This is a genomic window from Donghicola eburneus (assembly GCF_900115865.1).
GTDB lineage: Bacteria > Pseudomonadota > Alphaproteobacteria > Rhodobacterales > Rhodobacteraceae > Donghicola > Donghicola eburneus.
Window position 1 is genome coordinate 310,528 of record NZ_FOXY01000003.1, and the last position, 13,695, is coordinate 324,222.

Here is a 13,695-nt window from a genome sequence, read left to right on the forward strand (position 1 = left end):
TATTGCAACAGCCTGCATGCACCCGTAGGCTTGGCGCCAATCAAGACAACAGGAGGCGCCCTTGTCACCACTCCGCCCGTTCGTATTGGCTGCAGCTTTTGCCTGCGCAGGATTGCCAGCACTGGCCCAAGGGGTCTCTGGCGCCTATCTGGCCGGCCGCGTGGCGGAAACGGACCGCAACTTCTCTGAGGCGGCGAACCGCTTTGCCGAAGCGCTGGTGATGGACAAGGAGAACCCGCAGATCATGCAGGGCCTCGTCGGTGCGAATATCGCGCTGGGTGAGGTCGACCTGATTGCGCCTGTCGCGCAGGATATGGCCAATCTGGGGGTTGGCAGCCAGCTGGCGCATATGGCCCTGATCGCCCATGCCGCCAAGACCGAGGACTGGGGCACGGTCGTCACCATGATCGAGGACGAGCGCGGTGTTGGTCCGTTGGTCGATGGTCTGAGCCGTGCATGGGCGTTGGTTGGCCAAGGTGAAATGGGCGCCGCGCTAGAGGCGTTCGACGCCGTCTCCCAAGAGGAGGGGCTGAACAGCTTTGGCCTCTATCACAAGGCACTGGCCCTTGCGTTGGTCGGTGATTTCGAGGGCTCTCAGGACATCTTTGCGGGGCGTCTGCAGATCACACGTCGCGGGGCTATGGCCAATATCGAAGTGCTGAGCCAGCTGGATCGCAACGACGAAGCGATCGAAATGATAGACGCGACCTTTGGGCCCGAACTCGATCCTGCCTTGCGCCGGATGAAAGAACAGATGGCAGCGGGCGAGCGTCTGCCCTTTACCCATGTGGGCAACGCCACGGATGGTTTGGCCGAGGTGTATTTCGCTGTGGCGAGCGCGCTAGAGGGCGAGGCGGGTCCTGATTACACGCTGCTGTATTCCCGTATCGCCGAATATCTGCGCCCCGACCATGTGGATGCGACCTTGTTGTCCGCCGATTTGCTGGATGTGATGGGCCGCTATGATCTGGCCGAAGCGACCTATCGCGAAGTTCCTGAAACCGATCCGTCCTATCATGCCGCCGAACTGGGCCGCGCCGATGCGCTGCGCAGCGCGGGCAAGGAAGATGCGGCGATCGAAGTGTTGCAATCCTTGTCCAAGACCCACAGTGAACTGCCGGTCGTGCATCTGACACTGGGGGATTTCTACCGCGCGGATGAACGCTATGCCGAGGCCGTTAAAGCCTATGACAAGGCGATCTCGCTTTATGAAGATCCGCAGGATGCCCGCTGGTTTGCCTACTACACACGGGGCATCGCCTATGAGCGTCTGGGGGAATGGGACAACGCAGAGGCGGACTTCCGCAAGGCATTGGAGCTGAGCCCCGGTCAGCCGCAGGTGCTGAACTATTTGGGCTATTCGCTGGTCGAGATGGGCACCAAGCTGGACGAAGCCCTTGGGATGATCGAGCAGGCTGTTGCGACCTCGCCCAACAGCGGGCACATCGTCGATAGTCTGGGCTGGGTTCTGTTCCAGCTGGGCCGCTACGAGGAGGCTGCCGCGCAGCTAGAGCGCGCCGCTGAGTTGATGCCAGTGGATCCCATTGTGAACGACCACCTCGGGGACGGGTACTGGGCTGTGGGCCGCAAGATCGAGGCTCGTTTCCAATGGCACCGTGCCCTGTCCTTTGACCCCGAAGAAGAGGATGCGGAACGTATCCGCCGCAAGCTTGAGGTCGGACTGGATCAGGTTCTGGCCGACGAAGGTGCGGACCCAATCAAGGTGGCGAATGGCGATTGAGGCTTTTGCGCCCGCCAAGGTCAATCTGACACTGCATGTCACCGGTCAACGGGCGGACGGGTATCATTTGCTGGAATCACTGGTGGTTTTTGTGGGCGTGGGGGACCGGATCACGGTCTCTGAGGCGGCTGACCTGCGGTTGGCTGTCACTGGCCCACGTGCTGAAGGCGTGCCCACAGGCCCCGAGAATTTGGTGCTCAAGGCGGCTTCGCTCTTGGGCGGCGTGGGTGCCCAGATTGTGCTGGACAAGCATCTACCGGCCGCTGCGGGCATCGGCGGGGGATCGTCTGACGCAGCCGCTACACTGCGGGCGCTTTCGCAGCTTTGGAATTTGGATTTGCCTGCGGACAATGGGCTGAGCTTGGGCGCAGATGTGCCGGTCTGTCTGCGGGCGGCGCCATGCCTGATGTCCGGCGTCGGAGAGGTGCTGACCGAGGTTCCGGTCTTGCCGCCTCTGTGGATGGTCCTTGTGAACCCCGGGGGCGAGGTGCCGACCCCCGCCGTGTTCAAGGGCCTAGCGCGCAAGGATAACCCACCGATGGCGCCGGTGCCCGCTGGATTGGACGCACCCGCGTTCGCCGAGTGGCTGTCCACCCAGCGCAATGATCTGGAGCCTCCGGCGCGCGCTGTAGCTCCTGTGATCACCGATGTACTTGATGCGATTGCGGGCGCTGGAGCGTTGCTTGCCCGGATGTCGGGATCGGGTGCAACCTGTTTCGGGCTTTATGCTGATGCAGAGAGTGCGGCCTGTGCTGCCGCGCAGATCAAAGAAAAAGCGCCCGCGTGGTGGGTGGACCACGGGGCGCTTGGTTCGTTTTCCTGAACTGGGATTAGCGGACGCGTTCGACCACGTAATCTGCCAGATCCATCAGCATCTGACGCACGGGGCGGTCGGGTAGGACCGACAGCGCCTCTTTTGCTTTGTCCGCCCATGCTAGCGCGTCCTGACGGGTGGCTTCCATCGCGCCGTGCTTGGCCAGCAGACGCAGAGCCTCGTCCAGATCGCCGTCTTGCTGATCGCCGTCTTCGATGGTGCGCTTCCAGAAGGCGCGCTCGGCCTCATCAGCAGCGGCCACGGCCTTGATCACGGGCAGGGTCAGCTTCTGCTCGCGGAAATCGTCGCCGATGTTTTTGCCTGTGGCATCGCTGTTTCCGCCGTAGTCCAGCAGGTCATCCACAATCTGGAAGGCAATCCCCAGCGCGTCACCGTAATCGAATAGGGCTTGTTCGTGCGCCTCGGGCGCGTCGGCAATCACGCCGCCCACTTGTGTCGCTGCCGAGAAGAGAGCAGCCGTCTTGCCGCGTACAATCTTCAGATAGGTGTCTTCGCCGGTGCGCAGGTCCTTGGCCGCGGTCAGCTGCAGCACTTCGCCTTCGGAGATGGTGGCGGAAGCGTTCGCTAGGATCGCCAGCACGCGCAGGCGGCCTGTGTCGACCATCAGCTGGAAGCTGCGGGCAAAGAGATAGTCACCGACCAGAATGCTGGACTTGTTGTCCCAGAGCAGATTCGCAGTGGGGCGTCCGCGCCGCTGTTCGCTCTCGTCGACAACGTCGTCGTGCAGCAGGGTCGCGGTGTGAATGAATTCGACAGTGGCGGCCAGATGGACCGCATAGGGCCCCTCGTAGCCACACAGGTCAGCGGCGGCCAACGTCATCAGAGGGCGAAGGCGTTTGCCGCCAGCCCCGATCAAATGAGCGGTCAGATCGGCAATGCGCGGCGCGCTTTCGGACACCATACGCTCGCGGATCAGTGCGTCCACGGCGGCCATACCATCTGACAGATGACGCGAGAGCGCCTCGTGCGGTTTTTCGGTCGTTTCGTCCAGGCTCATACCATCCCCATCGCGCAGTCTCGACAAAGCGTCATGCGACCTCTTAAGTGTCGTACATGCAAGAGCTGCTCCGTACCAACGACCCAACCGTGATCGCATTCGCACAGGCTCTCCTGTCTGGCGAGGATATAGACTGCTACACCCTAGACGTAAATATGAGCGTGATCGAAGGCGGCATTGGAATTCTGCCGCGCAGGCTGCTTGTGCGCCGCGAAGACCTATTTATGGCTAGAGCGATTCTACGGGACAACGACATTGAGTGCTGACGAAGATGTGACCCGCGATGCTTTTTTGAGCGGGCAGGTGATGGCGCTTCAGCCGAAAAAAGGCTTTCGATCCGGCGTGGATGCGGTGCTTTTGGCCGCCGCGGTTCCGGCGCGGCCGGGGCAGCGGGTGTTGGAATTGGGCTGCGGAGTCGGTGTGGCAAGCCTGTGTCTGAATGCCCGCGTCGGCGGTTTGCACCTGACAGGCGTTGAACTGCAGGAAAATTATGCAGAGCTAGCGCGTCAGAATGCCACTGCTGCAGGCGCAGAAATGCGCGTTTACGCATCAGATTTAATGGCCCTGCCTGCTGATTTGCGTCAGCAGCAGTTTGATCACGTCTTGGCCAATCCTCCTTATTACGCGGCTGGGTCGCGCCAGCTTGCAAAAGATACGGGCCGTGAGACCGCGTTGGGCGAGGCGACACCGATGCGAAAATGGATCGAGGTCGCTGCGAAAAGGCTAGCGCCCAAAGGTTACGCAACCTTTATCCAGCGTACGGACCGGCTGGCCGACATGCTGGGACCCATGGCCGAGCATCTGGGATCCCTTGAAATACAGCCCCTCGCGCCGCGCGCGGGCAGGGAATCACACCTGGTGATTCTGAGGGGGCGCAAAGATGGTCGTGCACCCTTGTGTATGCATCCGCCGTTGATAATGCACGAGGGTGCGGTACACTTGAACGATGCCGAAGACTATCAGACATGGGCCGTGGACGTTCTGAGGAACGGGCATCCACTCCCTTTGCGTTAATGTCGCTTTGGTTTTTCCATTTAATGCGCAAAAAGATGCCATGGAGATATGTTTGTTGCGTTGCGGCGTGACAAACGAACGAATCTGTGCTGCAATAAATCTGTTACATCAGCAGAGAGGAGTTTTTCTCAATGAACTTGACTTCACACGTTCAGGAACTGCGTCGTAAACATCAAGCGCTGTCGCAGGAGGTGGAATACGAAGTCCGATCTCCGGGTGCGGACATGCTGCGTGTCTCTGAATTGAAGAAGAAGAAGCTCGCTCTGAAAGAGCAAATCGAACGCCTGTCGACCCACTAAGGATTATCGACGTGGATCGGGAGTAAGGCACCGATTTACTTGAACAAAGTTTGAATGGGCGCGTGGTAAACGCCCATTCATGGCGGACCCTCCGGCCAGACCCGGAGACGTGCGCGACAGTGGTCAGTACATCTCTAGGGGACGATACATGCACCCCTCTCAATCTATGAACACTGCCGATATGGCGCGCACGACCCACCGCCGTCCTCATGGACATCCCTCTTCCAAATCGTGACGCCGGCCTCGCTTTTGCGGGGCCGGTTTACAGAGCGGCGTAAGCTGCGGCCGGTAGGCCCCATGTCTTCATCGCTCCCTGAAGGTGCGGCACGAAAAGCCGCGTCTGAACTTGCGCCGCTCTAACTCAGTTTGCAAAAATATAGGGGCCGATCGCGCGGACCGGCCCCTGTTTTATGCCAAAACCACGTCTGGTTTCGATATGGTTTGCGTATGGCAAACGTACTGACGTTTGCCACATCCCGCCCAATTAGACGAAGAACTGTGCGCCGTTCGCCGAGATGGTCGAGCCGTTGATGAAAGACGCATCGTCCGACGCGAGGAAGACCACGCAGCGCGCGATTTCTTCGGGCTCGCCCAGACGGCCTGCGGGAATGCCCGAGATGATTTTCTCGCGGACTTTCTCGGGGACAGCCATAACCATTTCGGTTGCGATGTAGCCGGGGCAGATCGCGTTGGCGGTGATGCCCTTGGCCGCGCCTTCTTGGGCCAGCGACTTGATGATGCCCAGATCGCCCGCTTTGGTCGCAGCGTAGTTCACCTGACCGAACTGGCCCTTCTGGCCGTTGATCGAGCTGATGACCACAACGCGGCCAAAGCCACGGTCACGCATGCCATTCCACAGGGGGTGAACGGTGTTGAACACGCCGGTCAGGTTGGTGTCGATGACTTCCTGCCACTGTTCGGGGGTCATCTTGTGGAAAGGCGCGTCACGGGTGATGCCCGCGTTTGCGACGACAACGTCGATGGGGCCCAGGTCTTCTTCGACTTTGGCCAGACCCGCTTTGGAGTCTTCGTAGCTGCCGACGTTCCACTTATAGGTCTTGATCCCAGTCTCTTCGGTGAAAGCGGCTGCTTTCTCGTCGTTCCCGGCGTAGGTGGCGGCAACGGTGTAACCGGCCTCTTTGAGTGCTTTCGAAATCGCCGCGCCAATACCGCGCGAGCCTCCGGTGACCAATGCAACGCGTCCCATGTTTTCTCCGTGCGTTAGTAATTTTTTGTCCTAAAGGAATTAGGGCGCGTAATTTTCTTGCGCGCCCATTTGTCTTACGGCCGTTCGAAGCACATGGCAACACCCATGCCGCCCCCGATACACAGTGTCGCGAGACCTTTCTTGGCGTCGCGGCGCTTCATTTCGAACAGCAAGGTGTTCAGGATGCGGGCACCGGACGCGCCGATGGGGTGACCGATGGCGATTGCGCCGCCGTTCACGTTCACCACGTCGGGGTTCCAGCCCATGTCTTTGTTCACGGCGCAGGCCTGCGCGGCAAAGGCTTCGTTCGCTTCGACCAGATCCAGATCTTCGGCTTTCCAGCCTGCCTTCTCGAGCGCTTTGCGCGACGCAGGGATCGGGCCGGTGCCCATGATCGAGGGGTCGAGGCCAGCGGTCGCGTAGGATGCGATGCGTGCCAGAGGCTCCAGCCCGCGCTTTTCAGCTTCTTCTGCAGTCATCAGCATGACGCCTGCTGCGCCGTCGTTCAGGCCCGACGCGTTTGCCGCAGTGACCGAGCCGTCCTTGGTGAAGGCGGGGCGCAGTTTCTGCATGGCTTCCATGGTGGCGCCGTGACGGATGTATTCGTCCGCATCAACCACGATCTCGCCCTTGCGGGTTTTGATGGTGAAGGGAACGATCTCGTCCGCGAACTTGCCAGCCTTTTGAGCGGCTTCGGCTTTGTTCTGCGAGGCGACAGCGAATTCGTCCTGCATTTCGCGGGTGATCTGCCACTGGTCCGCCACGTTTTCAGCGGTCTGGCCCATGTGGTAGCCGTTGAACGCGTCCCACAGGCCGTCTTTGATCATGGTGTCGATGTACTTCAGGTCGCCCATTTTCTGGCCCTGACGCAGCGCTGCGCAGTGGGGCGACATCGACATGTTTTCCTGACCACCGGCGCACACGATCGCCGCATCACCAAGCATGATGTGCTGGGCGCCCAGAGCGACTGCGCGGAGGCCCGAACCACAGACCTGGTTGATGCCCCAAGCGGCTGCTTCGATGGGGAGGCCGGCGTTGATATGTGCCTGACGGGCGGGGTTCTGACCCTGGCCTGCTGTCAGCACCTGACCGAGAATCGTCTCCGAGACTTCGCTCTTATCGATGCCTGCGCGCTCTACCAGGGCTTGCAGCATAGTGGAGCCCAGATCGTGGGCGGGGGTGTTTGCGAATGACCCAAGGAAGCTGCCAACTGCTGTGCGCGCGGCGGATACGATAACTACGTTCGTCATATGCGGTGTCCTCTACCAAATTTCGGGGCAGAGGGCCGTCAGAGGCCGCTATTGTCGGCCTCGTCCTCCCTCCACCGACGGGGTATTGGTAGCAGGATTCTGCGGTGCCACAACAGTTCGTTCGTCGCTGTTAGCGCTAGGCAAGTCGTTTCCTAGTCCGACTTTGGTGCCATGCGGGTCTCAAACTGGGAGCGCCAAAGAAATAACCTTGGAGACAATCGACCCCGAGGGCACGCAAACAGTCCGCTTGCTCTTTGGTTTCAACATGTTCTGCGATGGTGAACATATCGAAGTGCCGACCGATGGACATGAGCGCACGCACGATTGCCTGATTATCAGGCGATGTGTCGATGCCGCGGATCAGGCTGCCGTCGATCTTGAGAATGTCGAAGGCGAAGTCCTTGAAATAGCGGATGGCGGTGCGGCCTGCGCCGAAATCGTCCAAGGCAAAGGCGACGCCCTTGAGCTGAATATCGTCCATGATATCAAGCACCTGCTCTGGGCGGGTCATCACGGATTCCTCGGTGATCTCGAGGATGAGCCGCTCGCCCACAGTGCCGTCGCGCGCCAGGCCGTGATGCAGAACTTTGTGCCATTTGGGGTCGTGCAGCGATTTGGCCGACAGGTTGATCGACAGACGCAATTGGGGGTTGCGGCACAGCTCTAGCAGGCCGAATTCCAAAGCGATACGATCTATGATGCGGCCCATGTCCGTTGCCTCTGCCACGGGCATAAAGTCGCGTGCTGGAATGACCCGTCCAGTCTCATCCAGAACGCGGATCAGCCCCTCGTAAAAGGCGATCCGTCTGGGATCATCGGTGACAACCACGGGCTGATAGGCCAGCATCACCTCTTTGTGCCGCAGGGCACGCTCGACCATCGCAAGGATATCCGAATCGCGCGAGCGCACGGCTGTTTCTAGGGGGTTCAGCCCCTTTGACCGTTTCCGGCCCTTATGTTTTTCAAACATTCCAATACTCCCACCACGAAGGCAGGCTGGGCGATTCTGTTTTAACGACGTGTAAACGGGCAAATGCGCTGAAAATTGGAGATTGGTTTCGGCGCGTGTTCATGTTTTGTTTGCATTCAGGCCGCTAGTCAGGAGTCGCGATAATGGTCACACGATGTGGATGGGTCACGGAGAATGCGCTGTACCAAGAGTATCACGACACCGAATGGGGCGTGCCCGAGAGGGACGGGCGAAAGCTGTTCGAATGCCTGTGTCTTGAGGGGTTTCAGGCAGGGCTGAACTGGCTGACGATCCTGAAAAAGCGCGAGGGGTTTCGCGCGGCCTTTGCGGGCTTTGATCCCTATGAGATCGCGGGCTGGGGCGAAGAGGATGTGGCGCGGCTGCTGGGCGATGCGGGGATTGTCCGGCACAGGGGCAAGATCGAGGCGACGATCGGGAATGCCCGCGCGTGGATTGCCGTCGAACAGGAAGAGGGGTTTTCAGAGTTTGTCTGGTCGTTTGTCGGCGGCGTTCCGATGAGGCCGCAGCCCGCGACTTTGGCCGATGTGCCGGCCCAGACCGAGGTTTCGGTCAAGCTGTCAAAAGCCCTAAAGAAAAAGGGCTTTCGCTTTGTCGGGCCGACCACGGTCTATGCGTTCATGCAGGCTGTCGGCATGGTCGATGACCACGAGGCGGCCTGCGACTGGGCGCGTTAACTAGCCGGTTCGTCGATCAGGGTTTGCAAGATGTCTTTGGCGCTGTCGCTGGACCAGTCCGCATCGCCCATGAGACGCGCGATTTCCTGACCTTCGCGGTTCAGAATGATCGTGACCGGCAGGCCAAGGACACCCATATCGCGGGCGATAGCTTGGCGGTGGTCCATGTAGTGGGGCAGGTTCTCGACCCCGATTTCGCCAAAGAATTTGGCGATGCCTTCGGGCGAATTGCGGCCAGTGGCCAGCGTGACAACCTGAAAATCGTCGCCGCCAAGCTGGGTTTGCAGGTCCGACAGCATGGGCATCTCTTTGCGGCAGGGCGCGCACCATGTGGCCCAGAAATTCACCAGAACGATCTGGTCGTCAAAGTCGGTCAGACGCATGGCGCCGTCGGGACCGCTGAATTCCAGATCGGACACGCTTTTGGGCTCTGCGTGAAAAGACAGCTTTTTCATGTCGCCATGTCGTAGGGCCTCTAACGTGGCGGTGTCAGCGGCAAGTGCAGGGCCATTTGCAACCAGACACATGGCAGTATAGAGCAACAGGGACTTTATAAGGCGCATCAAGACCTCCGGGGGCACGACATGTCAGACTCTTCCTCGAACGCAATGTGGGGCGGCCGTTTCGCCGCTGGACCGGACGCGATCATGGAGGCAATTAATGCCTCGATCGGGTTCGACAAGCGGTTGGCCGCACAGGACATCGCTGGCTCTCGGGCCCACGCGGCCATGTTGGCTGCACAAGGCATCCTGAGGGATAGCGACGCAGAGGCTATTCGTGAAGGCCTGCTCACGGTGTTGTCAGAGATCGAAAGCGGATCTTTCGAGTTTTCGACTGCCCTTGAGGATATCCACATGAACGTGGAATCGCGGCTCAAGGAGATCGTGGGCGAACCCGCAGGTCGTCTGCACACCGCGCGGTCGCGCAATGATCAGGTGGCGACCGATTTCCGTCTGTGGACCCGTGATCAGATCGACGCCGCGATTGGCGGGGTCGAGGCGCTGATCCGTGCGCTGCTGGTGCAGGCCGAGGCGGGCGCGGACTGGGTGATGCCCGGCTTCACGCACCTGCAGACCGCGCAGCCGGTGACGTGGGGCCACCATATGATGGCCTATGTCGAGATGTTCAGCCGCGATCTGAGCCGTTTTAAGGATGCGCGCGCGCGCATGAACGAAAGCCCCTTGGGGGCGGCGGCGCTGGCGGGCACGTCCTTCCCGATTGACCGTCACATGACCGCCGAGGCGCTGGGTTTTGATCGCCCGATGGCGAACTCGCTCGATGCGGTGTCAGCGCGTGACTTTGCGCTGGAATTCCTGAGCAACGCCAGCATTTGCGCGATGCACCTGAGCCGCTTTGCCGAAGAGTTGGTGATCTGGTCCTCGGCCCAGTTCCGGTTTGTGACCCTGTCGGATCGTTTCTCGACCGGTTCGTCGATCATGCCGCAGAAGAAGAACCCTGACGCCGCAGAGCTGATCCGCGCCAAGATTGGCCGCATTTTCGGCGCCAACGTTGCGTTGATGATGGTGATGAAGGGTCTGCCGCTGGCCTACTCCAAAGACATGCAGGAAGACAAAGAGCAGGTCTTTGACGCTGCCGACAACCTGATGCTGGCGTTGGCCGCGATGGAAGGCATGGTCAAGGACATGAGCGCGAACCGTCCGCAATTGGCGGCGGCGGCGGGCAGTGGATTCTCGACCGCGACCGATCTGGCGGACTGGCTGGTGCGGGTTCTGGATATGCCGTTCCGCGATGCCCACCACGTGACCGGCTCGCTGGTGGCGCTGGCCGAGTCGAAGAATTGCGATTTGCCCGACCTGACGCTCGAGGACATGAAATCGGTGCACGACGCGATCACGGACGAAGTTTTCGGTGTGCTCGGGGTGGACAACTCGGTTGCGTCGCGCATGTCCTATGGGGGCACCGCGCCGGAACAGGTCCGCGCGCAGGTGGCGCGTTGGAAAGAGGTTCTGGGATGACACGGATTTTTGCCCTTGGGCTGGTGGCTTTGCTGGCCGCGTGCGGCGCGGATGGCGAGCCTGAGCGCCCCGAAAAGGGTGAACCTGCGTTTGGCGTGACTCTGTCCGGAACCGCAGAGATGGGGATTTCGGGATGACACCGCTGCGCGTGATCTATCTGGCTTTGGCGCTGTGGGGGGCTGTGCACCCCATGGCCTATTTCCTGACTTGGTTCTGGCAGAACGGGTTTGCGATGGGGCCGATGATCGACGCGTGGCATGCGAATGCGGCATCCAGCGGGCTCGTTTGGGATCTGACGATCGCGGCGATTGCCCTGACCGTCTGGATTTTGGCCGAGGTTTGGGTGCGACGGAACTGGATTTCGCTGATCGCGATTCCGGCGACGTTCTGCATCGGGGTCAGCTGCGGGTTGCCGCTGTACCTCTATTTCAGGAGCCGGCCGATCGACTGAGCCGTCGGATTTTTTGGGTATTTATGCCAAGATGAAGGAGCGGGCGCGCGGAATGGCGGCCCGCTCTTTTGCTTTTGGTGTATCCGGTGGGGATGGTTCGGTGCCGGATGGGCAGGGGGTGGCCGTCGAATGGCTGAATGTTCTCGGGCCTTTGGCCGTGGCACTGTTGCGCACAAGGGGAATTCACCATGTTGCAGAAAGACCGTTTGGTCCGGACCATGAAAGTGCTGCAGGCGCAGAACCAACCTGTGGGCATTGAGGCTTTGGCAGAGGCCGTGGGGTTGCCCACGTCTGTGGTGTCCGAGGACCTGCGCGTTTTGATGCGGCGGAATTTTCCGGTCGAGGGGGATGCTGAACACGGGTTTCAGTTGGTGCGAGAGCGTGCGGCGCATGGCTTGCATCTGACTGAAGACGAGTTGGAGGCCGCGCTGATGGGGGCGGCTTGGGCTGTGGACAATGGGGACGCTTCGGTCGCTGCCGCGGCACGGTCCCTGCTTGTGAAGCTGAGCCAGCAGATGCCAGCGGAGTTGCGTCCTGTGATCATGGACGGCGGGAAAGCTCCGGCAAAGCTGCCCGTCTTTGACAGCGCGGTGTTGCGGCAGGCCCTGCGGGGGCGCAACATTGTCCGCATGAAATACCGCGACAACAAGGGCAAGGTGACGTCGCGGATGATCTGGCCGCTGGTTATGGCCCATGCCGAAGAGGTGCGGGTTCTGGTCGCTTGGTGCGAGTTGCGCGACGGCTTTCGCCATTTTGCCATTTCGCAGATCGAGGCGATTGACGTGCTGGATGCCCGCTACCCGATCCGGCGGGAAAAGCTGATGGCTGATTGGCGGGCCTATCAGGAAAAGACCGGAAATAAAGCAAATATCTAGGGGCTTTTGCGCGGCTGTGATTGCTTCGTCCGGCGGCTGTGCCTAAAAGGCGGCGCAATGAAACGCCGCAAAGGAGGCTGGCCCATGGATCATTTCCTGTACCGCGATGGCGCACTTTTTGCCGAGGACGTGCCGGTTTCCGAAATCGTCGCGGCGGTTGGCTCGCCTGTTTATATTTACTCGACTGCGACACTGGAGCGTCACTTCAAGTTGTTCGACGAGGCTCTGGCCGGCATGGATCATCTGGTGTGCTACGCGATGAAGGCGGCCAGCAATCAGGCGATCCTGAAAACGTTGGCGGCGCTGGGCGCGGGCATGGACGTGGTCTCGGGCGGGGAATATGCGCGTGCCAAGGCGGCGGGCGTGCCCGGCGATCGCATCGTGTTTTCCGGTGTGGGCAAGACCGACGAGGAAATCCGCGCTGCGCTGACCGGTGGCATTCGCCAGTTCAACGTGGAATCAGAGCCCGAGATGCGGGCGATTGACCGTGTGGCGCAGACTTTGGGCGTTGTGGCGCCGATCACCGTGCGGGTGAATCCGGATGTGGACGCCAAGACCCACGAGAAGATTGCGACCGGCAAGTCAGAGAACAAGTTTGGCATTCCGATCGCCAAGGCCCGTGAGGTCTATGCCGAGGCGGCGTCGATGAAGGGCCTGAAGGTCATTGGCATCGACGTGCATATCGGCAGCCAGTTGACCGATCTGGAACCTTTCCGTCTGGCCTATCGCAAGGTCGCAGAACTGACCGAGACGCTGCGCGCGGATGGGCATGAGATTTCGCGTCTGGATCTGGGCGGCGGTCTGGGGATCCCCTACGAGCGTGGGAATTCGGCGCCGCCGCTGCCCGTGGAATACGGCAGCATGATCAAGGAAGAATTGGGCCATCTGGGCTGCGAGATCGAGATCGAGCCCGGTCGTCTGATCGCGGGAAATGCGGGCATTCTGGCCAGCCGGATCATCTACCTCAAAGAGGGCGAAGGCCGCGAGTTCATGATCATTGATGCGGCGATGAACGATCTGATCCGTCCGGCGATGTACAGCGCGCACCACGATATCGTGCCAGTGCAAGAGGCCGAGCCGGGTGCTGAGCAGCAGCCCTATGACATCGTGGGGCCGGTTTGCGAATCGGGCGATACCTTTGCCAAGGGGCGCATGATGCCGAAGCTGTCCGAGGGGGATCTGGTCGCCTTCCGCAGTGCGGGGGCCTATGGCGCTGTGATGTCGAGTGAATACAACACGCGGCCTCTGATCCCCGAGGTTCTGGTGAAGGATGATCAATTCGCTGTCATCCGTCCGCGCCCAAGCTTTGACGAAATCATAAACCGCGATACCATCCCCGAATGGCTCTGAGGCAATGTCGCCCGGAGCAAGCTATTCCGGGCGAG

At 60.4% G+C, this 13,695-nt stretch carries 16 protein-coding genes; 11 read left to right on the forward strand and 5 right to left on the reverse strand.

The window, feature by feature from the left end; genetic code table 11:
* The first annotated feature begins 61 nt into the window (after nucleotides 1-61).
* Nucleotides 62-1,741 (forward strand): tetratricopeptide repeat protein, encoded by a 1,680-nt coding sequence (locus BM225_RS06955; RefSeq protein WP_072707918.1) that lies wholly within the window; start codon nucleotides 62-64, stop codon nucleotides 1,739-1,741.
* Nucleotides 1,731-2,564: a 4-(cytidine 5'-diphospho)-2-C-methyl-D-erythritol kinase gene (locus BM225_RS06960; RefSeq protein ID WP_092464035.1), complete on the forward strand. Its 834-nt coding sequence runs from the start codon at nucleotides 1,731-1,733 to the stop codon at nucleotides 2,562-2,564. The genes BM225_RS06955 and BM225_RS06960 overlap by 11 nt, the downstream gene beginning before the upstream one ends.
* A 7-nt stretch (nucleotides 2,565-2,571) precedes the next feature.
* Here BM225_RS06960 and BM225_RS06965 read toward each other — a convergent pair whose 3' ends face one another.
* Complete coding sequence (locus BM225_RS06965) at nucleotides 2,572-3,573, reverse strand: polyprenyl synthetase family protein (RefSeq protein ID WP_072707914.1); 1,002 nt, start codon at nucleotides 3,571-3,573, stop codon at nucleotides 2,572-2,574.
* Nucleotides 3,574-3,629: 56 nt separating this feature from the next.
* Between BM225_RS06965 and BM225_RS06970 the strand changes: the two genes are divergently transcribed.
* The 3 genes from BM225_RS06970 (at nucleotide 3,630) to BM225_RS06980 (ending at nucleotide 4,886) form a co-directional block, all read left to right on the forward strand.
* Entirely contained in the window at nucleotides 3,630-3,839 is a 210-nt protein-coding gene (locus BM225_RS06970) for a putative signal transducing protein (protein WP_072707912.1), read from the forward strand.
* Nucleotides 3,840-3,879: 40 nt separating this feature from the next.
* Nucleotides 3,880-4,587 (forward strand): tRNA1(Val) (adenine(37)-N6)-methyltransferase, encoded by a 708-nt coding sequence (locus tag BM225_RS06975; protein WP_072708098.1) that lies wholly within the window; start codon nucleotides 3,880-3,882, stop codon nucleotides 4,585-4,587.
* 131 nt (nucleotides 4,588-4,718) lie between these two features.
* On the forward strand, nucleotides 4,719-4,886 hold the full coding sequence (locus BM225_RS06980; RefSeq protein ID WP_072707910.1) for a YdcH family protein: 168 nt from the start codon (nucleotides 4,719-4,721) through the stop codon (nucleotides 4,884-4,886).
* 484 nt (nucleotides 4,887-5,370) lie between these two features.
* Here BM225_RS06980 and phbB read toward each other — a convergent pair whose 3' ends face one another.
* From phbB to BM225_RS06995, 3 genes are all read right to left on the reverse strand, one after another.
* The gene (phbB, locus tag BM225_RS06985; RefSeq protein ID WP_072707908.1) at nucleotides 5,371-6,093 is read right to left on the reverse strand and encodes an acetoacetyl-CoA reductase; all 723 of its coding nucleotides are present in this window, start codon (nucleotides 6,091-6,093) and stop codon (nucleotides 5,371-5,373) included.
* Between the two features lie 74 nt (nucleotides 6,094-6,167).
* Nucleotides 6,168-7,343, reverse strand: a complete 1,176-nt coding sequence (locus BM225_RS06990) for an acetyl-CoA C-acetyltransferase (RefSeq protein ID WP_072707906.1) — start codon at nucleotides 7,341-7,343, stop codon at nucleotides 6,168-6,170.
* 136 nt (nucleotides 7,344-7,479) lie between these two features.
* The gene (locus tag BM225_RS06995) at nucleotides 7,480-8,313 is read right to left on the reverse strand and encodes an EAL domain-containing protein (RefSeq protein WP_072707904.1); all 834 of its coding nucleotides are present in this window, start codon (nucleotides 8,311-8,313) and stop codon (nucleotides 7,480-7,482) included.
* Nucleotides 8,314-8,456: 143 nt separating this feature from the next.
* Between BM225_RS06995 and BM225_RS07000 the strand changes: the two genes are divergently transcribed.
* Nucleotides 8,457-9,008, forward strand: coding sequence for a DNA-3-methyladenine glycosylase I (locus tag BM225_RS07000; protein ID WP_092464040.1), 552 nt, complete (start codon nucleotides 8,457-8,459; stop codon nucleotides 9,006-9,008).
* On the opposite strand, the gene BM225_RS07005 is transcribed toward BM225_RS07000, so the two are convergent.
* On the reverse strand, nucleotides 9,005-9,571 hold the full coding sequence (locus BM225_RS07005) for a TlpA family protein disulfide reductase (RefSeq protein ID WP_072707900.1): 567 nt from the start codon (nucleotides 9,569-9,571) through the stop codon (nucleotides 9,005-9,007). The genes BM225_RS07000 and BM225_RS07005 overlap by 4 nt on opposite strands.
* Nucleotides 9,572-9,592: 21 nt before the next feature.
* Between BM225_RS07005 and argH the strand changes: the two genes are divergently transcribed.
* The 5 genes from argH (at nucleotide 9,593) to lysA (ending at nucleotide 13,660) form a co-directional block, all read left to right on the forward strand.
* On the forward strand, nucleotides 9,593-10,984 hold the full coding sequence (argH, locus tag BM225_RS07010) for an argininosuccinate lyase (RefSeq protein WP_072707898.1): 1,392 nt from the start codon (nucleotides 9,593-9,595) through the stop codon (nucleotides 10,982-10,984).
* On the forward strand, nucleotides 10,981-11,121 hold the full coding sequence (locus BM225_RS07015) for an argininosuccinate lyase (protein WP_072707896.1): 141 nt from the start codon (nucleotides 10,981-10,983) through the stop codon (nucleotides 11,119-11,121). The genes argH and BM225_RS07015 overlap by 4 nt, the downstream gene beginning before the upstream one ends.
* Nucleotides 11,118-11,435 carry a DUF2834 domain-containing protein gene (locus BM225_RS07020; protein ID WP_072707894.1) on the forward strand — a complete coding sequence of 106 codons (318 nt, stop codon included), beginning with the start codon at nucleotides 11,118-11,120 and terminating at the stop codon, nucleotides 11,433-11,435. The genes BM225_RS07015 and BM225_RS07020 overlap by 4 nt, the downstream gene beginning before the upstream one ends.
* A 188-nt stretch (nucleotides 11,436-11,623) precedes the next feature.
* Nucleotides 11,624-12,310 (forward strand): helix-turn-helix transcriptional regulator, encoded by a 687-nt coding sequence (locus tag BM225_RS07025; protein WP_072707892.1) that lies wholly within the window; start codon nucleotides 11,624-11,626, stop codon nucleotides 12,308-12,310.
* An 84-nt stretch (nucleotides 12,311-12,394) separates the two neighbouring features.
* Entirely contained in the window at nucleotides 12,395-13,660 is a 1,266-nt protein-coding gene (lysA, locus tag BM225_RS07030) for a diaminopimelate decarboxylase (RefSeq protein WP_072707890.1), read from the forward strand.
* Nucleotides 13,661-13,695: the final 35 nt, after the last annotated feature.